The 24,014-nt window shown below is 35.0% G+C and carries 22 protein-coding genes and 1 pseudogene; 9 read left to right on the top strand and 14 right to left on the bottom strand.

Annotated features, from left to right (window positions below; genetic code table 11):
* Positions 1–13: 13 nt before the first annotated feature.
* The 4 genes and pseudogenes from ACGH49_RS04330 to hutW all read right to left on the bottom strand — a co-directional run.
* On the bottom strand, positions 14–1,015 hold the full coding sequence (locus ACGH49_RS04330; RefSeq protein WP_296210092.1) for a FecCD family ABC transporter permease: 1,002 nt from the start codon (positions 1,013–1,015) through the stop codon (positions 14–16).
* A gap of 68 nt (positions 1,016–1,083) precedes the next feature.
* Positions 1,084–1,677 carry an NAD(P)H-binding protein gene (locus ACGH49_RS04335; RefSeq protein ID WP_411588346.1) on the bottom strand — a complete coding sequence of 198 codons (594 nt, stop codon included), beginning with the start codon at positions 1,675–1,677 and terminating at the stop codon, positions 1,084–1,086.
* 17 nt (positions 1,678–1,694) lie between these two features.
* Positions 1,695–2,195, bottom strand: a complete 501-nt coding sequence (hutX, locus tag ACGH49_RS04340) for a heme utilization cystosolic carrier protein HutX (RefSeq protein WP_411588347.1) — start codon at positions 2,193–2,195, stop codon at positions 1,695–1,697.
* Between the two features lie 128 nt (positions 2,196–2,323).
* Positions 2,324–3,628: pseudogene (gene hutW, locus ACGH49_RS04345) on the bottom strand (heme anaerobic degradation radical SAM methyltransferase ChuW/HutW); the annotation flags it as partial.
* A 341-nt stretch (positions 3,629–3,969) separates the two neighbouring features.
* Between hutW and ACGH49_RS04350 the strand changes: the two are divergent.
* The 3 genes from ACGH49_RS04350 (at position 3,970) to asnA (ending at position 9,302) form a co-directional block, all read left to right on the top strand.
* A complete protein-coding gene (locus tag ACGH49_RS04350) occupies positions 3,970–4,821 on the top strand; it encodes a hemin ABC transporter substrate-binding protein (RefSeq protein WP_296210100.1) in 852 nt (283 codons plus the stop codon).
* An 82-nt stretch (positions 4,822–4,903) separates the two neighbouring features.
* Positions 4,904–7,225 carry a TonB-dependent receptor domain-containing protein gene (locus ACGH49_RS04355; protein ID WP_296210103.1) on the top strand — a complete coding sequence of 774 codons (2,322 nt, stop codon included), beginning with the start codon at positions 4,904–4,906 and terminating at the stop codon, positions 7,223–7,225.
* A gap of 1,084 nt (positions 7,226–8,309) precedes the next feature.
* Positions 8,310–9,302 carry an aspartate--ammonia ligase gene (gene asnA, locus ACGH49_RS04360; RefSeq protein WP_411588348.1) on the top strand — a complete coding sequence of 331 codons (993 nt, stop codon included), beginning with the start codon at positions 8,310–8,312 and terminating at the stop codon, positions 9,300–9,302.
* Positions 9,303–9,359: 57 nt separating this feature from the next.
* Here asnA and ACGH49_RS04365 read toward each other — a convergent pair whose 3' ends face one another.
* From ACGH49_RS04365 to ACGH49_RS04375, 3 genes are all read right to left on the bottom strand, one after another.
* Entirely contained in the window at positions 9,360–9,728 is a 369-nt protein-coding gene (locus ACGH49_RS04365) for a DUF1161 domain-containing protein (RefSeq protein ID WP_411588349.1), read from the bottom strand.
* A gap of 337 nt (positions 9,729–10,065) precedes the next feature.
* Positions 10,066–10,329: a SemiSWEET family transporter gene (locus ACGH49_RS04370; protein WP_411588351.1), complete on the bottom strand. Its 264-nt coding sequence runs from the start codon at positions 10,327–10,329 to the stop codon at positions 10,066–10,068.
* 446 nt (positions 10,330–10,775) lie between these two features.
* Positions 10,776–12,188, bottom strand: coding sequence for a PLP-dependent aminotransferase family protein (locus ACGH49_RS04375; protein ID WP_296209893.1), 1,413 nt, complete (start codon positions 12,186–12,188; stop codon positions 10,776–10,778).
* Positions 12,189–12,382: 194 nt separating this feature from the next.
* Here ACGH49_RS04375 and pdxS point away from each other — a divergent pair, with 194 nt between their 5' ends.
* From pdxS to ACGH49_RS04400, 5 genes are all read left to right on the top strand, one after another.
* Positions 12,383–13,270, top strand: a complete 888-nt coding sequence (gene pdxS / locus ACGH49_RS04380; protein WP_065574357.1) for a pyridoxal 5'-phosphate synthase lyase subunit PdxS — start codon at positions 12,383–12,385, stop codon at positions 13,268–13,270.
* Positions 13,270–13,869: a pyridoxal 5'-phosphate synthase glutaminase subunit PdxT gene (gene pdxT, locus ACGH49_RS04385; protein ID WP_296209888.1), complete on the top strand. Its 600-nt coding sequence runs from the start codon at positions 13,270–13,272 to the stop codon at positions 13,867–13,869. Before pdxS ends, pdxT begins: the two co-directional genes overlap by 1 nt.
* A gap of 588 nt (positions 13,870–14,457) precedes the next feature.
* Positions 14,458–14,814: an ArsC family reductase gene (locus tag ACGH49_RS04390; RefSeq protein ID WP_296209885.1), complete on the top strand. Its 357-nt coding sequence runs from the start codon at positions 14,458–14,460 to the stop codon at positions 14,812–14,814.
* 14 nt (positions 14,815–14,828) lie between these two features.
* Positions 14,829–15,968 carry a succinyl-diaminopimelate desuccinylase gene (gene dapE, locus ACGH49_RS04395; protein ID WP_411588354.1) on the top strand — a complete coding sequence of 380 codons (1,140 nt, stop codon included), beginning with the start codon at positions 14,829–14,831 and terminating at the stop codon, positions 15,966–15,968.
* 72 nt (positions 15,969–16,040) lie between these two features.
* Entirely contained in the window at positions 16,041–16,229 is a 189-nt protein-coding gene (locus ACGH49_RS04400) for a YpfN family protein (protein ID WP_065589987.1), read from the top strand.
* An 8-nt stretch (positions 16,230–16,237) separates the two neighbouring features.
* Here the strand turns inward: ACGH49_RS04400 and cysZ are convergent, their stop codons facing one another.
* The 7 genes from cysZ to ACGH49_RS04435 form a co-directional block, all read right to left on the bottom strand.
* Positions 16,238–17,068, bottom strand: coding sequence for a sulfate transporter CysZ (cysZ, locus tag ACGH49_RS04405; protein ID WP_411588356.1), 831 nt, complete (start codon positions 17,066–17,068; stop codon positions 16,238–16,240).
* A 204-nt stretch (positions 17,069–17,272) separates the two neighbouring features.
* Positions 17,273–19,312, bottom strand: coding sequence for a GNAT family N-acetyltransferase (locus ACGH49_RS04410; protein WP_411588358.1), 2,040 nt, complete (start codon positions 19,310–19,312; stop codon positions 17,273–17,275).
* 3 nt (positions 19,313–19,315) lie between these two features.
* Entirely contained in the window at positions 19,316–19,771 is a 456-nt protein-coding gene (locus ACGH49_RS04415) for a DUF441 domain-containing protein (RefSeq protein WP_411588360.1), read from the bottom strand.
* Positions 19,771–20,481 carry a phosphoribosylaminoimidazolesuccinocarboxamide synthase gene (gene purC, locus ACGH49_RS04420; RefSeq protein WP_296209866.1) on the bottom strand — a complete coding sequence of 237 codons (711 nt, stop codon included), beginning with the start codon at positions 20,479–20,481 and terminating at the stop codon, positions 19,771–19,773. The genes ACGH49_RS04415 and purC overlap by 1 nt, the downstream gene beginning before the upstream one ends.
* Before the next feature lie 65 nt (positions 20,482–20,546).
* Entirely contained in the window at positions 20,547–21,314 is a 768-nt protein-coding gene (bamC, locus tag ACGH49_RS04425; RefSeq protein ID WP_411588362.1) for an outer membrane protein assembly factor BamC, read from the bottom strand.
* A 30-nt stretch (positions 21,315–21,344) separates the two neighbouring features.
* Positions 21,345–22,223, bottom strand: coding sequence for a 4-hydroxy-tetrahydrodipicolinate synthase (gene dapA / locus ACGH49_RS04430; protein ID WP_296209861.1), 879 nt, complete (start codon positions 22,221–22,223; stop codon positions 21,345–21,347).
* A gap of 95 nt (positions 22,224–22,318) precedes the next feature.
* Complete coding sequence (locus ACGH49_RS04435) at positions 22,319–23,077, bottom strand: Nif3-like dinuclear metal center hexameric protein (protein WP_411588364.1); 759 nt, start codon at positions 23,075–23,077, stop codon at positions 22,319–22,321.
* Positions 23,078–23,298: 221 nt separating this feature from the next.
* On the opposite strand from ACGH49_RS04435, the gene rnt reads away from it, so the two are divergent.
* The gene (rnt, locus tag ACGH49_RS04440) at positions 23,299–23,997 is read left to right on the top strand and encodes a ribonuclease T (RefSeq protein WP_411588365.1); all 699 of its coding nucleotides are present in this window, start codon (positions 23,299–23,301) and stop codon (positions 23,995–23,997) included.
* Positions 23,998–24,014 lie beyond the last annotated feature (17 nt).

Below are 24,014 nucleotides of genomic sequence, written 5' to 3' on the forward strand. Positions count from 1 at the left end.
CAAATTCCATCTATTATTTATGTCTTAAAATTAGCCATAGAAAATAAGGACCACCTATTAAGCTAGTAAAAAGCCCAACAGGGATTTCGGTAGGTGCAACTAAAGTTCGCGCCAAAGTATCAGCAAGTAGTAATAAACAAGCACCTCCTAGGGCTGATGTGGGTAACAGCCAACGATGATTCGCACCTATTTGTAATCGAATCATATGGGGAACAACCAGACCAACAAAAGCAATTATGCCACTAACTGCGACCGCAGTACCGATTAATACAGCACAAAGCAATAGTAGATATCGTTTTACTCGTTGCACATTAAGGCCTAAATAATGCGCATCTTCATCGCCAAGTTGAAGAATATTTAATTGATGGGAAAGTTTAAAAACACAAAGCAAAACCGGAATAATTAGCGATACTGCAACAAGAACTAAATCCCAAGAACCATTACCTAAATTTCCCATTGACCATAATGAGATCTGTCTTAATTGAATTTCATCACCAATATAGCTTATGCATCCCATTATTGCGCCAATAATGGCATTAATAGCAACACCCAGTAAAACCATTTTTGCCAAGTTACATTGCAAGTTTAAGCTATATACATAAATAAATAAAAAAATCAAAATGCTACCAGAAAAAGCGGCTGCTATTTTACCGTAAAGCATCATAATAGGTGGAAAGATCGCTGGAAATAAAATAGATAACCCAACCATTAACGCCGCCCCACTACTGATGCCTAATAAACCCGAATCAGCTAATGGATTTCTAAACAGCCCTTGCATCACAGCACCAGAACTAGCTAATGCCATACCAACCACAACTGCTAACATAATTCTTGGCATTCGAACATTAAGCCAAATATTCCATAACGGATCATCAAAAGACATATTAATTATCTTGTTGATAGATAAATTTAAAGCACCACAATTAGCAGAAAGTAGAATAAGCACAAAAAGGATGCCTATTAAACCCCATAATAATGAATGATGGTCATTGGGACAATGACGATTATTTTGCACACTCTAGCCCCTTTTTTATGTTGATTTCTTCATATCATTTAATCAATAAGAGATTTTTAAACTAGGATCTACCACACCATAAGCACAACAATTTTATCAATAATGATTTTTGCTAAATCAATGCGATAAATAAAACCATGAATCTCTTGCTGATAATAGCATTCGGCATGTTGAGTCATCTCACCATCACTCAGTCCACCCTGTCTTAAAATAACAAAATTTAACGTACTGGTTTGCAACCAAAGCTCGGCTAATGATTTTTCTCGTACGGCGTGACCAAAAGCTTGTTTAGCTTTAGCTGATAACGTAGCCCAAGAATCGCCACACCCTAGCGAAGTCACTAAAACCATCTGTTTAATGTCCGTTTGCTCCGCGCAATCAATAATGAGACGTTGTGCTTGATAGTTCCCTGCTTGACCTCCTAAGGTTGTCACGATCGTAGCATCTGAACCCGCTAACTCACACAAGGATTTAACAAGAGAAGCATTAGTTGCATCACCAATATAAGTTTTAATACCTTGGTTTGATAACTGCTTAGAAAAATCATTATCACGAACCAAAACAATATAACGCCAATTAGGGTAAGTTTGCTTTGCTAACTGCAAAACTTGATAGCCCGTTCCAAGTTTAATGCTTACACCAAAGATTAATAATGTCTTCATATTTTAACGTATTAAAATTAATTAATTTTTTTAGCTAATTTTCTGAACTTTTCTAACTGGTCTGCTTTTAGTTGATGTTTTTCATCACGACCAACAAAAATTTTAAACATTGCTTGCCCCATGTGATTAAGAAATATAATTGATGCAGTAGACATTTTCATAAATTTACGCTCAATAAAAGCAATGTATTGACAATGCTCTACTTTTATATGCCCACTTAAGCCTTTTTGATGGCGTAAATTGAAGTATTTTTGACTATAACTTCCTGGTGGTAATTCTCCAGAAATTTCAGCAATAACATCACCTGTATGGACTAAAAACAGCACCTTTCCCCAAGTTATAACTTCATTCCAAATATTATCAAAATTACTACCATCAACAATTTTTGCATCAGGTAAAGCTTGAATCACTTGCGTGAGTGTGACGTTATAATCTTGAGCAATTTTTTCTAATAATTCTTCTGAATTGGTTTGCATATAAGTAGTTAAATTTGCTAAATGAGGTTGTTTATCTACCATAATAATATCCTTCAATTACTATATGTTATGTGGATGTTTTGCTGTATTAATAGCTGAATGAGGCATAGCAGGTTGACAATGATTTGATTGTCTTGCTTGTTTCTTTTTTTTTTTTGTAATTCAATATATTCTGGATTATTGAGTTGTAACAATAATTGCTGCAAAGCTTGTAGCATATTGCTTGACCAAAAACGCCCCGATAGTGTTAAAAGCATGCAATAATCTTTATTTTTTAAAAGCCCCACTTGATGCCATTGATCAATTAAAGGTTCAAACAATTGATAGTGTTGCGTTAATTTTTTCAAATCAACTCGTCCTTTTTCAATACCTGCTTGCAATTGATATAACCATTCACCAATCAATGGTTTTCCCGTTAACATCATTATAGGTTTTTTTCCTTGATCAAGCTGGGTATAGTATTGGCTTAAATCGCGATGAATCATAAAAGATTGACCACCTAAACGCCCACCTGCGCAAGATCCAAAAGCAAAAAAATTCGAACCTTGTTTGATTAAAAAATTATATAAATTTCGTTCACGACTGGTTTTCGCCCAATGCGCATTGGTTAAATGAACCCAGCCTTGTTTAGCAAAAAACTCCGCACCTTGGTGGTAAAAATTGCACTTATCGGTGACAGATGGGATTTCGATACGTTTATTTTCAACACTTTTAGCTAACGGTGTTGTTGGCAATAAATTGAGGGAATAAAGATCAACGCCATCCAATGGTAAATCGTTGGCAATGTCTAAATCTCTTTGCCAATTTTGAGTAGTTTGATTAGGTAAACCAAACATTAAATCACAAACCAAAGCAACACTATCACGCAATGCAATACGCTCAAAACGCTTAATAATTTGTGCTTCAGTCGATTCACGACCTAATCGTTGCCTAATTTCAGAATTAAACGTCTGCACCCCAATCGAAAAGCGATTTGCACCAGCTTCAATATAACTATCAATACGCTCATCATCAAAATCTGAGATGCGTCCTTCGACCGTAATTTCACAATCAGGTGCCAAAGGTGCATGTTGTTTAAAATAACGAATTACTTGCGCGATTTGCCCTGTGGCCAAAGCTGAAGGCGTACCCCCACCAAAATAAATGGCATGAATAGGAGCTGATTGCATCGCCTTATTATGAATTTCGAGCAATATTTCTTTCAACAAATAATCAATATAGGTTTCAGTATTGAACTTCCTTAATGAATTTTGATAAAAGCCACAAAATTGACAATGAATATTACAAAAAGGAATATGAATATAAATCAAACGTTTTTTTCCGATTAAAGCTGTTGTTTGAATAATTTTCCATTGCTGTGCAACCTCTTGTGAAGGTAAAGGCAAACTTGCTTGCAAAGGCATTACTGCCCTGCGATCTTTAAAGGGTAAAATTGCATTTTGTGCATAAAAAACGCTAACATCTAATGATTTCATAACAGATTATCTTGAACAAATAAACAGCATAATTAAATAATAATTATTATCATTTAGCAATGTTTTTTATTTATTATTTTTATAACAAATTGATATTTTTAATTATATTTTTAGATAGATATTATTGAAAAGAGTTTTACGGCTAAATTTGATAATGTTTTACTCAATAAAAATAGCTCAATAGACTAAATTTGTTGCTAATTAAAATTAGCAACACAGTATGTGTAATCCTACTAAAATTTTATCGTTATAAAAAATAAATATTGTTACTTTATTGATAATGGTTATCATTTTCATTATAGTGTTTCGGTTAAAAAATAACTAACAATAGGAAATAAACAATGAAGAAAAATTTTTTTACGAAATTAGGTCTATTTTTATTCATTTTCTGCTTTAACAGCCTTATTAATTTAAGCTTGGCTAATGAAAGAATTGTTATATCTGGTGGCTCTTTAACTGAAATCGTTTTTGCACTCGGCGCAGGTAATCAGGTTGTTGGCGTAGACAAAACAAGTAGCTATCCTGATGCAGTAAAACAACTTCCCCAAATTGGCTATTGGAAATTATTAAATATTGAGGGAATCTTATCACTAAAACCCTCGCTATTTATTACATTAAGTGATGTCGAGCCAGATAACGTAGTTAGTCAAGTTGCTAAGGCTAACGTGGATGTTCTTTCACTACAACGTATACCTGGAACTGTTAATTTACTTTATTTAAATATTGAAAAAATTGCTGACAAATTGAATAAGCAAACTGAAGGAAAACAGTTAATCAGTAGAATAAAAAACAACTTGGCACAAATCCAAGAAAAAATCAGCAACCATTCTAAGAAAGCCAAAGTCCTTTTTCTAATGAGTATGGGTGGTACAAATTCGGTTGCAGGTAAAAACACTACCGCCGATGCTCTCATCACCATTGCAGGAGGAGAAAACCTTGCCAAACATACAAGCTACAAAAACTATACTGCAGAATCGTTAATTGCAATGAACCCTGAAATTATTATATTAAATAAAAACTCAATTGAACAATTAGGAGGAATAGAAAAATTAAACACTATTGCAGGAATTACTGAAACATCAGCTTATAAAAATCACCGCATTATAACCATCGACGATAGCTATCTTTTTGGTATTGGCCCAAGAGTTGACGAAGTTAGCCAAATACTTTATCAACATTTTTATCCTCAATAACATGGGATGATTATTTATAATATATTGATTATATTAATAATAATTTTAAGCGAAGCAATTGAAGTGTATTATTGGATTTATTATGTTTGAAAGGAATAAAATGCTTAATCTTACTAATTTAAAAAAAACTAGCACATTAGCTTTAAGCTTGTCCATAATCATGCCTGCAATCGCGGCAGAAAGTAATGACAATGAAAAATACAATGACATCATGACAGTCACTGCACACGAAGCAACCAAAATACCTGGCACCAATACAGAAATATCTGAACAAGATATAAGGCGCGACGGCAGAACCAATTTCGGTACACTTATGCGCTATCAGCCTCTTATTTCTACACCTAGCAATATTTCAGGATCTGGCAGAGGTAAAAGTAGTTGGGATCGCGGTGGATTTACTGGCTATAACATTCGTGGTTTAGATGCTAACCGAATTTCCATCGATATTAATGGTATGCCCTTACCCATCGCACAAGGACGCGTCAACTCTGTAGGTCGAGCTGGTTTTGGTACTTACGGCATTGGCCGAGATTATATTGATACCTATATGTACAACAGAGTTGATATCCAATCAGGTGCAACATCCGTGAGTAATGCCAACAATGCATTAGGTGGCTCAGTATCATTTCAAACAAAAACAGCCAGCTACTATCTATATCCTGGTAAAACAAGCTATTTTGGTTTGCAAAATAATTATGACAGCTCTGATAGAAGTTATCATCAAGGTTTAACTATGGCCGGAGGCGATGATTACCTTAATGGAATTATTGTGTTAAGCCGTCGTGATGGACAACAAACTCGCAATCATGGTGATTCAATAAATGCTTACCCAGAAAACTGGCATTCAAATTCACTATTAGCTGGTTTTGGCTGGCAAATTACCGATGAACATGTACTCAATGCCACAGCGGATTATAATAACAAAACCAAAAATGCACATTACGCTACATGGGATAAATATGGGAAGAAAATTGAATCATTTGATCAGCAAAGAAGCAAAAATAATCGTTTTAATCTAGCCATCAAAGAACAGTGGAAACCAACTAATATTAGCTGGATTGATACCTTAACTAGCCAACTCAATTATCAACAGACCCACGTTTATGATAACACAAACCTAAAACACACATCTAGAAGATCTTTTAACACACAAACACATTATAACACCAAGGCTTATAACTTTATTACAACGCTATTAAAAATTTACGAAAATCAAAAAATCAGTGCTGGCTTAAATGCAAAATGGAGTAAAGATGAATCACCATTTTACACATCGGCCAAATCAGAATATAGAAGAATATTTCCTGATGGTGATTACACCAAGCCTCAAGCTGATAGCCGTAGTTATAACTTAGGTGGATTTTTTGAAGATCGTATTAGCTTTCATATCAACAATGATCAAAACTTCTATTTAGTTCCTGGTGTTAGAGCGATATATCAAAACACTAAACCGCGTAATCTTGAAAATATGGCATTATCGAATATAAATTCTAGTCAATTAAAGAAACAATACAATGGTAATAGTGACTTTAAAATATTACCGTCGTTTTCATTTATGTATGATATTAATCCTAATTTTATTACTTATTTGCAGTATAGACGTGGCGCACAAATGCCAAATCAAAATCAATTATATGGTTCTTATTTAGCACATAGTCAGATGTATGTACTTGTTGGTGATTCAAATCTCAAAACAGAAATAAGTGATAATTTTGAATTAGGTTTAAAAGGACAGCCAACGACAGGCATTACATTATCAACAGCTGCTTTCTATAATAAATATAAAAATTTCATTGCATACTCTCGTTATAAAAAGAATTTTGTAGGAACCGGTAATCGTATCGTTTATCAATCCGAAAACAGAGATAAAGCTTATATTTACGGTGCCGAACTAAGCAGTGAATTTAATATGGGTAAATGGTTTAAATCAGTAAACGGGTTAAGTACAAGATTTGTAATTGGCTATAACCAAGGTAAGTCCAAATCAAGCTATTTAGGCGATAAATATATCGAGATGGACACAATTGCACCATTAAAAAGTACTATTAGTCTAATATGGGATGATCCAAATAAATACTATGGTTTAGCTTTAACTGTTACCTTCCAAAAAGGCAAAAAAACTCAAGGTACAACCCGTGAAACATACAACAATGAAGGAAAGCCAATAGAAGACTCAACAGATAATTATTTTAGAATTGCAGGACATAGCATTGTTGATTTAACTGGTTATGTAAATATAACTAAAAACATAAAATTAAGCGCTGGTATCTATAATCTTACTGATCAAAAATATTGGGATTACCTAAGTAATAATAAATTATATAGTACTTCAAATTATAAATATTTAGAAATGTTCACTGCCCCAGGTAGAACATTCCAATTAAGTATGAATATTGATTTTTAGTTAGCAATATAAATTATATGTAGGAATTACTCACGTTGATTAAAGTAATTCGAAAAACTACTGTAATAAAAATACATAAAAAACAAAACTAACGCCATATCACAGACAAGAAATATGGCGTTTATGTCATAAAAAAATAATCGTTATCGATTTAGCTAAATGTTTTATGGTCGGTGGTTCAACCATTTATAACGTACTAAAGAAAGCCCAATTGAAACTTTTTGTCCCTTTAACCAGTAAAAACGCATCCTGTAAAACCATCAGCTATTTAATTAAATTATAAAAACAATTTAAGAAAAGTTAAGACATAAGTCAAACGAAATAACAAGAACTTACCCTACCTAAAGCTATATGTTGATATCAAACGTCAATCTGGAACATTCCATTTATAATACCAAAAGACCTTATGAGTTCTGAATAATATGACTTTCATTGAACATAAAGTATAAAAATAAGCAACATATTTTTTACGTGAGTTTTATATTAACTATGAGATAGTTACAAAATTGTTCACTTTTTAAATTATATTTTTGTAAAAAATATTCTGGAGTCTATACCGTCTGGTGATTAATTAACCGTTGTAAATCCCCTCTTTAGAATTTCCTACACTTTCTCTATTTATCGATCATACTCAAGAAAAACTGCCTAATATAAACGAAAGTGAAACTGAAGAACATTTATTAAAATTAGCAGAAATTTATAGAAGTATTAGCGGAAGAGCAAATCAAACACTGGCAGTAAATTAAAATCGACTTTATAAGCAACAAAACATTTAATGATGATGAACTAACACAGTTTCTGAATTTATTACACTGCTTGCTGATATAGTACAAATATGTAATTATTAAGAATAGAGTTTTATAGATAGGAATTTGTTTTTGCAAAAATAATTAAACTAATTCTATCTCTGATAATTTTTTACTTTTAAAAGACCTTTTAAAGTTCGGTTAGGTTTCAAACATTTTATCTATATAATAGAAAAATAATATCGGCTATCCAATAGCTATACACCTCTATCTTCATCTTGCAAAATTTAATCATCTAGTTTACTTTACTTATACACGGAAATAACTAGAGCGTACACATGATGATATCTTTTAAAGAGCAGCAACAGCAAATTAGCTTTGTTAAGCAGTTTTTTGCTAATCAACTTGCCGAGCGTTTATCACTGATCGAAGTGCAAGCTCCGTTACTAAGTAAAGTTGGCGATGGTATTCAAGATAATTTGTCAGGAACCGAACACCCAGTGCAAGTTAAGGTAAAAGCAATACCTAATACACAATATGAAGTGGTACATTCACTAGCTAAATGGAAACGTAAAATTTTGAGTGATCACCATTTCGAAGTTGGCGAAGGAATCTACACTAATATGAAAGCATTACGCCCAGACGAGGATCAACTTTCGCCAATTCATTCAGTTTATGTAGATCAATGGGACTGGGAAAAAGTAATTCGCCCAGAAGATCGCAATTTAACTTATCTAAAACAAACGGTCGAAAATATTTACGCTACCATTAAAGCGACCGAAAAAATAGTTTCAAAACAGTATCATCTTTCACAATTTTTACCCGAATCTATCACCTTTATCGATAGTGAGCAGTTATTAAAACGTTATCCAAATTTATCCCCCAAAGAGCGTGAAAACGCAATAACTAAAGAGCTTGGAGCAGTTTTTTTAATTGGTATTGGCGGTAAATTATCAAATAATGAAAAGCATGATGCTCGTGCACCTGATTATGATGATTGGAGCAGTGAAAACGATTTAGGATCTAAGGGCTTAAATGGCGATATTTTAGTGTGGAATCCGATTTTGCATAGCGCATTTGAAATTTCATCAATGGGAATTCGGGTCGATCCTGAAACGTTAAAACGTCAATTAAAACTAACAAATGACGAAGATCGTTTAGAGTTTGCTTGGCATAAAGCATTAATCAATGGCTATTTGTTACAAACCATTGGTGGTGGAATTGGGCAATCTCGTTTGGTTATGTTGCTTCTACAACAAAAACATATTGGTCAAGTTCAATCAAGTGTATGGGACGAAGATGTTAAAGCGAATTACAGCCATTTGCTATAATTCCAAGCATATAAATATAGGGCATTACGCCCTATATTTTCTGCAAAAATGATCTAATTAATTTTTAACAGGTAATTTACCCTCTGCTGGCGCAGATTCGGTTGGAGTGTTTATTGATTGTTTCGCTTTATCATTACTACTCTCAGTTTCATCTTTTGTTTTAGTTAGCTGAGTTTGGGTTTGCATTGCTAAATCATCCAAACGAACATAAACAATATTCTGGCGACCTCGATCGCATGATCCCACAATTTTTCCATTAATTTTTCGTTCTGAATTATCAGAAGGTTCAAGTTTTAATTGAAATCTTGATGGATCAACGCCATTATTTTTAATTTTTTCAACAATATTAGCACTAATTTCATCACAATTTGATGCTACTGCTAACATTGGTAAACTAAGTATAAATAAACCGGTTAATTTTTTCATTTCCTTTTCCTTTTGACGGTTATTTGTTTTTTGGATGCATCATAAAACTATCATTTTATCAGTAATATTAAAGCAAATCGATTAACTTGATTTATTCACTGTACAATTTGATAAGTATTTAACAAACCTGTTAATAACTTAATAACATTATAATTATTAAGTTATTTTTTTAATGGTTAAATATTAACCTGCACAATTTTCGATTTAATTTAAAAACAAAAATAGATCTTTTTTGCAATTCTTGTTGAAATTTATTATTAACTCTAACAATAAATTCCCCAAAAAAGCGATAATTTAAGAACAACTGATTACCTGTTACATAATGGCTTAATGTAAATTACAGAGCAGTAAAAAAGGCAATTAACCCAAAAAGCACTCCTGGCGAATTAGCAATTGCTAAAGGCCAATCTTTCTTTTCTTTCAATAAGCCATAACAAACCCAAAGTGAACAGTTAACGGCAGCTGCTAATGGTTGAATAGGATTTGTTTTAAATCCATGCAAATTATCAATGATTTGTGGGATATAAGAAACATACATCCCTAATGAAGCTACTGTAGCGATAATACCTAAAATATGAAAAGCCTTAGATGAAAGATGCAAAATAGTCTCCTAATATTGTTTATGGTTTGTCACCTTATGTTTGTAATTATAACGATTTAGAATACAGACAGTAAACTAACATATTTTTCTTAATAGTAAAGTAGAGTTAAAAAAGGTAAGTAATTAGCTAAATTTGGTTTAAGAACTATTGTTGTCTATAAGTGATTTTATATTTAATCATAATGTTATAAATTGTGGCAATTATTAGTATTGAGTTACAAAAGCAAATAACAAGAAGAAACTAATTTCAATAATTGGTTAAATGGTGTTATTTTGCGGATAATTCAAAAAGGGATTTAAGATACTTATGCACTGTATGACTTGATAATTACTGAATAAGCCTGTTGATAACTTTTTAATAAAATGATTATTATGGAGTTTTTTAAAAGATTACATATTGAACGACAATAAAATCAATTTTATTGTAACTAAAAAAGGAAGTATTTTTATAATTTTTCTGAAATTATTTCTTGATCAAAATGACCATAACTTAATCTGAGTGCCCCTAAGTTATCGCCAAAATCAACACCTTGCGATACCGTTACACCTTTTGATAACAGTTGGTTAAGTAAGGCTAATTCCTGCGCTACCGTTTTTACAGGTAAATGCGCATATAAATGAAAGCCACCTAGTGGGGGGTGATAAGTAATCTCACCACCGAAATAGCAATCCAACCAATGCATTAACTGCTCTGCTTTGATTTGTAATGTTTGCCGTAAGTGTTGTTGATGGACAGTGTGATGATGTTGTAGATATTCTTGAGCTAATAATTGTGGCAATATACTTAACCCCGAATCAATGTGTTGCCGAATATTGGCCAGATTTGTAATAATATCGCGCGGCGCCACCATCCACCCAATACGAATATTTGCCCCTATATATTTTGATAGCGATCCTAAATAGATAACTTGATTATGCTGATCCCATTTTTTAATGGGCAATACCGACGAATTAGGTTTAAACGCTAAACTGCTATAGGCGTCATCCTCAACAATACCAATACATTGCGAGCGACAAAATGCAACAATTGCCTGTTTTCGTCTATTACTCATAACAAAGCCCATTGGGTTTTGAAATATAGGATTCAAAAACAACCATTTTATTTGATGTTGTTGTACGCAATTTGCTAGGCTTTCAATAGTAATACCTTCATTATCACATTCAATACCATATAAACGTAATCCAGCAGCCTGAAACAAAGGTAAAGAGTAAAAATAGGAAGGAGATTCAATTCCAACTGGATCACCTGGCTTAAGTAAACCCTGTGTAATAAGAAATAACGACTGCTGCGTGCCCGATGTAATTAAAATTTCGTTAATATCAACTTGCATAGAAAACTGCGTTTGCATGTAAATTGCAATTTGAGCTTTAAGCGATGGTAAACCTAATTGTAATGCATCGCTGTTTTTTTCATGCATAATCAATTCATTTAACGAGGTATTGGGTAGCTGAAGTTTGGGAATTAAATTAGTTGGCAAATCACCATTAGCCAGATCACAAATTTGCACTTGTTGCGCACGCACTTGTGCCACTTTTTGTTGATAAAATGATTTTTTATCTCGATAAAAATGGGCTGGTAAACACCAATTGATCGATGAATACGTTTGCACGCCCCATTTTTTATTATTGACATAAGTGCCACTACCTCGACGTCGAAGTAATATGCTTCGTTCAGTCAACAGCTCCAGTGCATGTACAACAGTTGAGCGGTTAATCTGTAACATTTTAGCTAGCTCCCTTTCTGAAGGTAACCTTTCGCCTGCAATCAAAATTCCTTGCTCAATATAATGTTCAATTAAGTGAGTCAGTTGTTGAAAAAGCGATCCTTCAAATTGGGTTAGTTTTTGTTTTTGCCACATATTTTAGACACTTGTTTTTTTAGAAACACATTAAAGATAAAATAAAATCAATGTTCTATATGAACATTTTTATAGTAACACCAATAAACCTAAAATTGGATGGTTTTATTATAGTCCAATTGGCTGTTTCGTCTAACTGTTTCTTTTTGAATAATACTTTTTAAACAAGACCAATTTTCAACTAGGAGTAAAAAATGAATCAAATTACAGGAACACAGACCGTTAAACGTGGTATGGCACAAATGCAAAAAGGTGGCGTAATCATGGATGTTGTTAATGCTGAACAAGCTAAAATTGCCGAACAAGCTGGTGCAGTTGCGGTAATGGCTTTAGAGAGAGTACCGTCAGATATTCGAGCTGCTGGTGGTGTCGCTCGAATGGCAGATCCTACTATTGTTGAACAAGTCATGAATGCAGTTAGTATACCTGTCATGGCTAAGGCACGTATTGGCCACATTGTTGAAGCACGTATTTTAGAATCAATGGGGGTTGATTATATTGACGAAAGCGAAGTACTAACCCCAGCCGATGAACAGTACCATCTTCTAAAAGATGAATTTACCGTGCCTTTTGTTTGTGGCTGTCGTGATTTAGGTGAAGCACTACGTCGAATTGGTGAAGGAACATCAATGTTACGTACCAAAGGCGAACCAGGAACAGGGAATATTGTTGAAGCTGTTCGCCATATGCGTAAAGTAAATGAGCAAATCCGTTTGGTCACAGGAAAATCAAAAGATGAGCTAATGACTTTTGCTAAAGAAATTGGCGCACCTTATGAGCTTGTATTACAAGTAAAACAACTAGGTAAGTTACCAGTTGTAAATTTTGCCGCTGGCGGCGTTGCTACCCCTGCCGATGCGGCACTTATGATGCAACTGGGTGCCGACGGTGTTTTTGTTGGATCGGGCATTTTTAAATCTCAAAATCCAGAAAAGTTTGCCAAAGCCATTGTGCAAGCTACTACTTATTTTGATGATTATCCACGATTAGCCGAATTATCAAAAGGATTAGGCGAAGCCATGAAAGGCATTGAAATCAGCACACTTGCTCAATCAGAAAGAATGCAAGATCGAGGTTGGTAATGGCAAAATCATCCAAAATAAGCAATGTTAAGTACATTGGTGTGCTCAACTTACAAGGAGCAGTTAGTGAGCATATTTCGATGCTAAATAGTATCGATAATGTACAAGCTACACTAGTTCAGAAACCCGAACAATTAGCTAATTTAGATGGTTTAATCATTCCCGGCGGAGAGTCGACCACAATTAGTCGATTAGTTAAACAAAATGGGCTTTTAGCGCCCATTCAACAATTTGCCAAACAAGGAAAAGGAATCTTAGGTACTTGTGCTGGACTAGTGCTCTGTGGCAAAACGACAACTCATAACGAGGTCGAATTATTAGATTTGATGGATATTTGCGTTGAACGCAATGGTTTTGGTCGGCAAATTAACAGCTTTGAAACAATGTTAGAGATACCAAATATTGGTGAGCAAATTCCAGCAGTATTTATTCGTGCGCCTTATATTGCCAAAGCCGGTGAGCAAGTCAATCAGCTAGCTTTTATTGATAATCATTGTGTAATGGCGCAGCAAGATAATATTTTGACTTGCTCATTTCATCCCGAACTAACCGTCGATAATCGAATTATGCGTTACTTTGTTGATAAATGTTGTAATTAATTGATTAATAATTATTTTATATCATTGATAATGGATTATTAATGACTAGCTTAAGCGTTCAATAAAATTTTGAACACAGCTAATAACCGTAGCCAGATATTCTGTCGGTAGACATCCACTGCCCTCGTTGAGGGCTTTTTTGATTTATATGTCACCTACCCGGCGGTAAACTCATCGATACAATGCGCCAAAGTTAATTGAATTTTCTAAACCGCCTACTCGGCGGTAAACTAGAAGAAGACATACTATAAACCTTGTTTTGCAAAAGGCAAATAAGATTTTTACTTTTAAAAACCCTTTTTTTAGAGGTTTTTTTTAATTTGTTGTTTTTATTTTATTTTATTTATTGTTAAAAAAAGGGTTAGCAGAAGTTTGGTCTTTTTAAAATGAGTAAAATTATCTTATCAAAAATTTATTTCTTAACTCCCAACCCCAAATATTTAAAATTTCAAACTTTCACTAGTGACCATTTGACATTAACATCTAAGATTAAATATGAATTAATACCAATAAACCCCTTTAGTTTGCCGCTTCAATCCGATAACTGTTATAATCTTTGTTATTATTTTCAATGTTGGATCAACTACTATGTACATTATCTACGGTATCAAAAACTGCAATACGATGAAAAAAGCTTTTACTTGGCTTGATGATCATCATGTAAGCTATCAATTTCATAATTATAAAACCGATGGGCTTTCAGAAGAGCTGTTGGATGCTTTTTTACAATTAGTTGATTGGCAAAGCTTGCTCAATACACGAGGTACTACTTGGCGTAAGTTAGATGAATCTATTCGTGCTGAGGCCAATAATGCTCAAACGGCTAAAAAGATTATGTTAGCCAATCCATCTATTTTAAAACGCCCTTTACTTATCGATGGGCAGCGTGCATTGTTGGGCTTTTCAGAGGAACTTTATTCACAATTTATTTCGCAATCTAAATAAAAATCGAGACCACTATGACTGAACCTGTTATTGCACTGACTCAAGCACTCATCGCCGAAAAATCAATAAGTCCTGACGATAAAAATTGTCAAAAAATGATTATTGAACGGCTAAAACCGCTCGGTTTTACTATTGAAGAAGTTAATATTGGAAAGACCAAAAACTTATGGGCTTATCATGGCGAAGCTAACAGCAAAACCTTAATGTTTGCAGGACATACCGATGTCGTACCTGCTGGTGATGAAAGCAAATGGCTTTATCCGCCATTTTCGCCAACCATTGATGAACAAGGCGTGCTTTATGGACGTGGTGCATCTGACATGAAAAGTGGCGTTGCTGCCATGGTTTGTGCGGCAGAAGATTTTGTTAAGCAACATCCAAATCACGTTGGACGAGTAGCTTTTTTAATTACATCAGACGAAGAGGCCGATGCAACCGATGGCACTGTCAAGGTTGTCGATTTGCTAATGAAGCGTCAAGAACGTGTTGATTATTGTATTGTGGGCGAACCGTCAAGCGATGCTGTACTTGGCGATCAAATTAAAAACGGTCGCCGTGGTTCACTAACAGCTAATTTAGTTGTGCATGGTATTCAAGGTCATGTGGCCTATCCCCACCTTGCCGATAACCCTGTCCATCGTTTTGCTCCTGCATTAAATGAACTAGTTAGCACTGTTTGGGATGAAGGCAATCAGTATTTTCCTCAAACAACTATGCAAATTGCCAATATTAATGGTGGTACAGGTGCCGAAAACGTTGTGCCGGGTGATCTAAGTGTGCAATTTAACTTTCGCTATAGTAGTGAATTGACCGATACGGTAATTAAAGCGCGCGTTGAGCAAATTTTACAAAAACATAATTTGAGCTATACGTTATCTTGGCGATTATCAGGGCATCCTTTTTTAACGCCACAAGGCGATTTAACTAATGCTGCTGCAAGTGCTATTAAGGAATTTACCAACATTGATACTAAGCTATCGACCAGCGGCGGTACGTCGGATGGACGCTTTATTGCTAAAATGGGCTGTCAAGTGATCGAACTAGGTGTATTAAATAAGACTATTCACAAAGTCAACGAAAACGCCAACTGCAAAGATATAATTACCTTAACTGCAATTTATAACCGCATATTGGAAAAATTACTGTTGGCATAATTGTGGCACAATTGTTATTGTGCCTAGCTATTATAACTTGGAGATAGCGATTTTAATCTAAGAGGAAGTACGATGGAATGGCTTAAAGATTACTGGTGGATAATTGTGGTAATTTTAATTGGGATTTTTATTAATACTATTAAGGCGCTGAATCGACTAAGTTATAAAGCGTATCTTGAAAAAAAGAAAGGGATAAAACCTATCCCTTATCAAGATGATGACGACGATTGGCCATCAACAAATTCGACGAAGAAAAAATAACTTCCTGCTTAACGAAAGTCTCGGTTACTGCTGTCAAATAGTGCTTGATGACGGTAACGATCAACCCACATTGCTGTTGCTCCACATACCGCAATAGGCATAACAATTAAATTAAGTAATGGCACCATGGTAAAAAAGCTGACTATCATACCAAAAGTTAAATTATCTACTCGATCTTGCTTGAGTAATTCACGCATACGCTGAAAGGTAATTTTGTGGTTATCAAAGGCATAATCAGCATATTGGATATTAATTTGCCAAGCGGTAAATAAAAACCAAACCACTGGCGTTACTGATTGCCCAATAACAGGAATAAAGTAAGTTAGCAGTATCGGAATTGCCCATAATAAATAGTTAACTAGTTTTTGTAGTTCACGTTTAAAAATACGAGGAAGATCCTTAATAAGACTCATCCACGACATATCTGCTGCGGGAATCCCCGTTAATTGTGCTTCAACTTGTTCAGCTAACAAGCCATTAAACGGAGCCGCTATAATATTGGTTACCGTACTAAAGAAATAACAAAACAAAATAACTAAAGCTAAAATAACCATAAAAACAATAATATAACCAAGCCAATGCAACCAACTTGGCATATACGACACCCCCCAATCAACCATGCCCGAGATAGCCGTAAAGAACCAATAAAATAATGCTGACATAATCACAACATTGGCAATTAATGGTAAAAAAACAAATCGCTTAATGCCTGGACTAAACGCTAATGACCAACCTTTAAAAAAATACTCAATACCTGTTGTGGGTTGATTGTTTGAATTTTGAGTTTGTTTTTTTGAATGGCGATGTTGTGCTTGGTTTTCTAATTTATTTTGCGTCACATTCGATTCCTTTTTAATTAAAACGAATTATGTTGAAACTAGTTAAGTTTAAACTAGTTGGGTAAAAATTAAGTTGAACTTAAACATGGTAACTATTGTAAACATAGCCCTTGGTAACCTGCAATGATAATCAGCTATCTTTATTATTGGTTTTTTCGTCAAAAAGCACATTATTGCCATGATTTACTAATTATGAATCGCAAACTATGAATTACTAACTTGAATTGCTAACCATGTTTTGATCTCTTGCTTGATGGTTTGCATTAATGCATTTTTTCCTGCAAGTTGATATGAACTAATGAGCAAAGATTGATTGTTTTTGCTTTTTATCAGTGCTGATAACACAGGCAATGTTAGTTGTTGCTGTGGTTGTGATTGTGATTGTGGTTTTCGCGATTGTTGATGCTTTTGATTATAGCGAACTAATCGACACAGTGTGGCATAAGTGGCTTCAAACGGTCGATGATAGTGAGCAAATCCGTTTAGTTCATCAAAATCGTAAGCGTTTAAATCTTGTGTTAGTGGAGAGATATTCTTACTTTCAATCATCTCAGTAAATGGTAAATCAATAATATCTTTGATCCAATAAACATTACGCTGTAATTTTTGTTTTAATTTAATGGTTAGATTTCGCCCTGAATCGGTTAATGGCCTTAGCGCCATAACTGAATAACTACCACTATTTGCCTGTTTATGACTACTGACATGCACCAAAACAAACCCACAAGCAATCCAGAATTGGTAATTAGACGGGGTATAAGCAAAGCTAACCGATAAAAAGTCGATATTCTGAGCTTTGGCATCTTCAAAGATAGTTTGCACAAGTTGCCTTGCTATATTTTGTCGCCGATAGGCACTAATAACCGCAATACGATTAATCCGAACTGAGCGCAATTTAGCCGCCTGCGGCTCACCTGCGTGGGCGACTAACGACTGTGCTACTAAATTACCTTTTGGTCGACGCGTACCTTGCCACACTTCGGTGATTAAACTATCAGGTAAGTTACCTTCAACAACAGTGAGTGCAGCAGCTATTTGGTTATCGTTAGCTGTTGCTTGCCAAATTGTCAAATTTTGCGCATCAAACAGACGTCTTAAATCAACTAACGTAGTTTGGTAATGAGCTACTTTCAATAAATAAAATATTGACCTTAATGTATCAACATTATTACGTTCAACTTTTGAATATTGGATTAATGATGGGCATGCATCAAAATTATCGCCCTGTGTTAATAAACCATTAAGTAACAATCGATCGCTAAATTGCTCTAGCATATCGCCTGCCTGCCAGCGGATAGGGCTAAATAGCTGAAAATATTGATATGCTTTATTTGATAACAATTTCAACAAAAAGCCCTGTCCTGTGCCCTCATACCCATCAGCAGTCGTTGTTAATAATACTCGAGTGTTATTTGTTTTAGCTAATTTTAACAATTTTTCCAACATGGGAAGTGGGATCATGGCAGCTTCATCAATAATTAAATAATCGGCAACGGTAATACATGATTGAGCAATTAATTCATCTGGGGCAAAAAATGGGGTATCAGGCTTAGCAAAAGCAAAAAAGGTCGTCAGTGCTAATTTATTTGGTGCTGTCACAATACAACGTTGGTAATGGCTAAATAACCCAGCTAGCGCCGATTTACCGCGTCCACGTTTAGCGACTAATACGTTGATAGGCTTAGTGCTATTTAATAATTGTTTTAAAGTTGCTTGTTGCTCGTCTAAGTCACAAATGTCATCAATAATAACTTCCGACAAAGATATCTTAGAAGATATAACCTGTTTTGATGAAATTTTAGGATAAATTGATAAACCAAATTCAGTCAAAGTCTGCATTAAATGTGCAACGAAATTAGGCACATTAATGGGCATTTGGCTTTCATTCCAGCGTAAGCTATCTTGATCATGCCAAGTAGACAGATTCTTGGGCAATAATAAAGCCAATATACTACCTTTAACTAACGTGCCAACAAGCATAGCAAAAGCATCAAGATTAAAGCCTACCGTCGCATCAAAAATAGCATGTCGATACTGCCGCCCCAATAACTGTTTAGTTTGATTGGGTGATATTACATCAGAAATTAGTGTGTTGGGTAAATAATTAGAAAGTTCCGAGTGAAATGTAACCGTTAACCAATCACCTGAGTAATGACAAATAGTTTGACTAAGTTGCTTGAATGACTGTGTTGCTTCACCCTGTAATACCCATAGCATCCTTGTGCTGTTGGGATAATTGTGCATAGGTTAACTTTTTCCAATTAACAACGACAAAATACCTGCAGCAATCAGAGGACCAACAGGAATACCTTTGAAAAAAGCCACACCAATTAGCGTACCAATAATTAAGCCATTAATAATCGTAGGGTGCGCACCAATGAGGGATATACCTCGCGTACCAAGCCAAGATACCAAAATTCCAACAAAAATAGCTAATATAGATTGCCACGTGGTAAATGATTTAGCAATATCGCCTATTTTTAACGAGCCATCAGCTAAAGGCACCATCATTGCGGCAGTTAAAATAACAATACCAATTGTTAAGCCATATTGATTTAAAAATGGAAAATAAGAGGCAAGCGGCGTTAATTTAAACAGTAACAATAACAGCACTGCAAATGTCACGGTGTTATTGTGTGTTAAATAACACAGAGCCGCTAACCCCAAAAGTAGAAAGAAAGAGATATCAAACTGTACAAACATTACAAAGGAACACCAATTCGTTTTGCTACTTCTTCATAGGCTTCAATCACACCGCCCAAACCTTGACGAAAGCGATCTTTGTCCATTTTTTTCATTGTCTCTTTTTCCCACAAACGGCAACCATCAGGAGAAAACTCATCACCCAAAGTGATTTCGCCTTTGAATAATCCAAATTCGAGTTTGTAATCAACCAATATTAGTCCTGCTTTATCAAACAAATCGGTCAAAATGGTGTTAATTTTAAAGCTAAGTTCTTTCATTCTAGCGAGTTGATCATCACTAGCCCAACCAAATGCCTTGCAGTGTGATTCATTAACCATTGGATCATGCAATACATCGTTTTTTAGGAATAATTCAAACGTAGGAGGATTTAGAACTTTACCTTCTTCAATTCCTAAACGTTTAACTAAAGAGCCCGCTGCTCGATTACGTACCACACATTCAACAGGTACCATTTGCAATTTTTTGACAAGCACTTCATTGTCAGATAATAAGGTCTCAACTTGAGTTGGAATGCCAGCCTCGCGTAATTTGCTCATAATAAAATAGTTAAATTTATTATTAACCATGCCTTTACGATCTAGCTGCTCGATACGCAATCCGTCAAATGCCGATGTATCATTACGAAACTCAAGAATTAATAAATCAGAATTTTCGGTGGCATATACCGTTTTAGCTTTACCACGATAAAGCTCAGCCAACTTTTTCATGTTTATAACCTTATATCAATTGCCAATAAATAATTAAGGAGCTATTCGCTCCTTAAATTAGAAACTTATTCTTGATTTGCACCGTTCACGGCTGTTGCTGGTTTCTTACTTTCAGCATTTTCCTTTTCAATCTCTTCATTTTGTGCTTTTCGTGGCACAACGCGAACCGAATCAGGTGCAACATCATCCATTATATCATTAAACAAACCAACAACATATCGCTGAACCTCAATGGGTTGCGAAATTAAATCGTCGAAACCTCGGGTTAACGAGATGATTGAAATAGTGATTGTTTCGGTATCGCCTAATAATTGTCTTGAAATTGAATAAGTGGCTTCAACCGCTTGATCTTCGTCTGCACGCGCCATAAAGGCTTTATTGGTTTTAATAGTATTATTGTCATGGCTAGCAATAGGGATATTTTTCCTACTTAAGCTATCAGGAATGCGATTCCATACATTATTGCTTAATGGCACATTAAAAGTAACTGAACCATTATTATAAACCGCAAGCACATCTTGAATAGTTGGGATTGGTAAAATTGGCGGTCTAATGTCAAGTTTTTTTCCTAAATTACCTTTAAACTCAGTTTTAACAACATAAAATTCACCACTTTCTGCAGGCACCGAAATACTTTCAGGAATAATTAACGGTTTTAACGTAGGTGATTTAAGATAATCTTCATTACCTTCAACTTCCCGCTTAAAATTTTGATCACTGCTACAACCGATAAGAAATAAAGAAGTTACAGCGGTTAAAACCACTGTTTTTTTAATGACATTACCTTTAAATAGGGTTAGGTTTGAAGTTTTGTTTAATGTGCTATTTAACATAAATATCTGCTTTTTAAATTGAAAGTTATACTACAGTAAATTCGCCTCTTTTAACGCTTGTTCAACCATAGGAATTGACGATGTGCTTAACGATATCATTGGTAACCGAATTGTTGCACTTTGCATTAAACCTAATCTTGCGCAAGCCCACTTAGCTGGCGTTGGGTTAGGTTCAATGAATAAATTGTGATGTAAAGCCATTAACGTGTCATTTAAACTACGGGCTTCTTGAATTTGATTATTAGCCACAAGCTGACACACAGTAGCAACGACCTTAGCTGCAACATTAGCTGTAACAGAAATAACACCATCACCACCTAAAATCATAAAATCTAAAAAGGTTGAATCATCGCCACTCAGTAACTTAAAATCAGAGCCAACTAATTTGCGTGTAGGATAAACTCTTGAAAGATCGCCCGTTGCATCTTTTAATGCAACAATATTTTTGATTTTAGCTAACCGTCCAACAGTTTCAGGCTTAATATCACTGCTAGTGCGCCCTGGTACATTATATAGAATCTGTGGCAACTCCGTGCTTTCGGCAATAGATCTAAAGTGCTGATACATGCCTTCTTGAGTCGGTTTGTTATAATAGGGTGCTACCGTTAAACAGCCTACGACACCAATATTCTCGATCTTACGGGTTAATTCTACAGCCTCCTTCGTTGCGTTTGCGCCAGTGCCGGCAATAATAGCAATGCGCCCATCAGCATAGTCAATTGTTCTTTTAATCACATCAATATGCTCATGGTGATCAAGTGTTGCTGATTCGCCTGTTGTACCAACCGAAACAATACCCGATGTTCCATTTGTAATATGATATTCGACCAATTTTTTTAAGCTTACGTGGTCCACGTTTCCTTTTGTATCCATGGGAGTAACAAGTGCGACCAGACTTCCTGTAAACATAAAATGACCTCTCATATAATTGGTTTATAACACAACGTAAAGAATAAAAATCTGCAAATAAGTATGCGATATTTCTAGACTAAATTCAACTTTTGTTATACAGGATTATCTATATCAACAAAAATAACCTCAACACCGTAACAGCTGGCTAACCATTCACCCAATTTTTTAATACCATAACGCTCGGTGGCATGGTGTCCAGCGGCATAAAAATTAATGCCATATTCACGCGCAATGTGGATAGTGCGTTCAGACACTTCGCCAGTAAAAAAAGCATCCACTCCCATTAATGCTGCTTGTTCAATATAATCCTGCCCTCCACCACTACACCATGCAATTCTATTAATAACTTGCGGAGCATTATCACCACAAAATAGTACTTGTTGCTTGTTATTGTATAATACTTGCTCAAGTTGGTGTTTAAATTGTAAAGCAGTAAGTGGCGTGTTTAATGTACCAGTAAAAAGCAGATCGGTAATGTCATTGCGTTTATCGACTGAAATACCCAATAAATTAGCCAGTTCAATATTATTACCCAAAACAGGATGGCCATCTAATGGCAAGTGATAACTATATAAATTAATATCGTTAGTTAATAGCGTTTTAATTCTTTGATATTTAATGCCTGTAATGATTTGCGGCTCACTCTTCCAAAAATAACCATGATGTACCAGAACCGCATCAGCCTTTAATTCAACCGCCTTATCTAACAATAACTGACTGGCGGTAACTCCTGTAACAATTTTATTCACTTGCTTACGCCCCTGGACTTGCAATCCATTTGGCGCATAGTCACGATAACGACTAATTTGCAGTTCATTATTAATAATTTGTTCTAATTCAAATTGGTGCATTATTTGCTCGGTTTTAATATTATGTCACAATGATTGATAATTATAATCATTTTAACCGATAATGGCACCTATTCATTGTTTTTAATGTAATTAGTATAAGATTTACCGTAATATCTTTAACAAAGATTAATAAATTGAATATAAACTATTAAAGCCAATGCTAGGCGAACAGGTTAAAAGCTGGCATAATAGCGCTTTTTTGATAGATAAGAAAAATTAACGTGCCAAACGCCAAATTATGTGAACGCTTTCGAGGGTTTTATCCTGTTGTAATTGATATTGAAACATCTGGATTCGATCCAAAACTCAACGCTATTTTAGAAATCGCCGCTATCACCTTAAAAATGACCCCAGATGGCTGGCTAGAGCCAGATCAATCCTTACAATTTAATGTCAATCCATTTAGGGGTGCAATTTTAGAGCCAGCAGCCCTTGCTTTTAATGGCATCGATCCTGATAATCCACTTCGTGGCGGTGTTGACGAAAAGCACTCCTTAGACGAAATTTTTAAAATGGTTAGATCAGGCATAAAAGCTAGTGAATGTACTCGAGCGGTGATTGTTGCGCATAACGCACACTTTGATCATAGCTTTTTAATGGCAGCTGCTGAACGCACAGGCATGAAACGCAATCCATTTCACCCATTTGCTACTTTTGACACAGCGTCACTCAGTGGTTTGGTTTTTGGTCAAACAGTACTAGCCAAAGCCTGCCAAGTAGCACAAATCACATTCGATCATAAACAAGCTCACAGTGCGCTATATGATACACAAAAAACGGCAATGCTTTTTTGTAAAATCGTTAACCAATTTAAAGCACTAGGTGGATGGCCTTTGGCAGTTACAGATTCCGATGTAGATGCAAAAATTGAAAAGGATTTAGATAATACACAACAATATGGACAACAAAAACAAGAGTAAACAGTATTAATTCACAA

The organism is Gilliamella sp. BG7 (assembly GCF_046635565.1).
GTDB lineage: Bacteria > Pseudomonadota > Gammaproteobacteria > Enterobacterales > Orbaceae > Gilliamella > Gilliamella apicola_P.

Bases quoted from the DNA above. Each gene is read 5' to 3' on its own strand.
- ACGH49_RS04335 (WP_411588346.1), bottom strand. From the start codon at position 1,677: ATGAAGACATTATTAATCTTTGGTGTAAGCATTAAACTTGGAACGGGC.
- ACGH49_RS04375 (WP_296209893.1), bottom strand. From the start codon at position 12,188: ATGTGGCAAAAACAAAAACTAACCCAATTTGAAGGATCGCTTTTTCAA.
- ACGH49_RS04435 (WP_411588364.1), bottom strand. From the start codon at position 23,077: ATGCACCAATTTGAATTAGAACAAATTATTAATAATGAACTGCAAATT.
- bamC (WP_411588362.1), bottom strand. From the start codon at position 21,314: ATGTTAAATAGCACATTAAACAAAACTTCAAACCTAACCCTATTTAAA.
- ACGH49_RS04400 (WP_065589987.1), top strand. From the start codon at position 16,041: ATGGAATGGCTTAAAGATTACTGGTGGATAATTGTGGTAATTTTAATT.
- ACGH49_RS04355 (WP_296210103.1), top strand. From the start codon at position 4,904: ATGTTTGAAAGGAATAAAATGCTTAATCTTACTAATTTAAAAAAAACT.
- pdxS (WP_065574357.1), top strand. From the start codon at position 12,383: ATGAATCAAATTACAGGAACACAGACCGTTAAACGTGGTATGGCACAA.
- pdxT (WP_296209888.1), top strand. From the start codon at position 13,270: ATGGCAAAATCATCCAAAATAAGCAATGTTAAGTACATTGGTGTGCTC.
- hutX (WP_411588347.1), bottom strand. From the start codon at position 2,195: ATGGTAGATAAACAACCTCATTTAGCAAATTTAACTACTTATATGCAA.
- ACGH49_RS04415 (WP_411588360.1), bottom strand. From the start codon at position 19,771: ATGTTTGTACAGTTTGATATCTCTTTCTTTCTACTTTTGGGGTTAGCG.
- purC (WP_296209866.1), bottom strand. From the start codon at position 20,481: ATGAAAAAGTTGGCTGAGCTTTATCGTGGTAAAGCTAAAACGGTATAT.
- ACGH49_RS04390 (WP_296209885.1), top strand. From the start codon at position 14,458: ATGTACATTATCTACGGTATCAAAAACTGCAATACGATGAAAAAAGCT.
- dapE (WP_411588354.1), top strand. From the start codon at position 14,829: ATGACTGAACCTGTTATTGCACTGACTCAAGCACTCATCGCCGAAAAA.
- ACGH49_RS04365 (WP_411588349.1), bottom strand. From the start codon at position 9,728: ATGAAAAAATTAACCGGTTTATTTATACTTAGTTTACCAATGTTAGCA.
- ACGH49_RS04350 (WP_296210100.1), top strand. From the start codon at position 3,970: ATGAAGAAAAATTTTTTTACGAAATTAGGTCTATTTTTATTCATTTTC.
- ACGH49_RS04410 (WP_411588358.1), bottom strand. From the start codon at position 19,312: ATGCACAATTATCCCAACAGCACAAGGATGCTATGGGTATTACAGGGT.
- asnA (WP_411588348.1), top strand. From the start codon at position 8,310: ATGATGATATCTTTTAAAGAGCAGCAACAGCAAATTAGCTTTGTTAAG.
- dapA (WP_296209861.1), bottom strand. From the start codon at position 22,223: ATGTTTACAGGAAGTCTGGTCGCACTTGTTACTCCCATGGATACAAAA.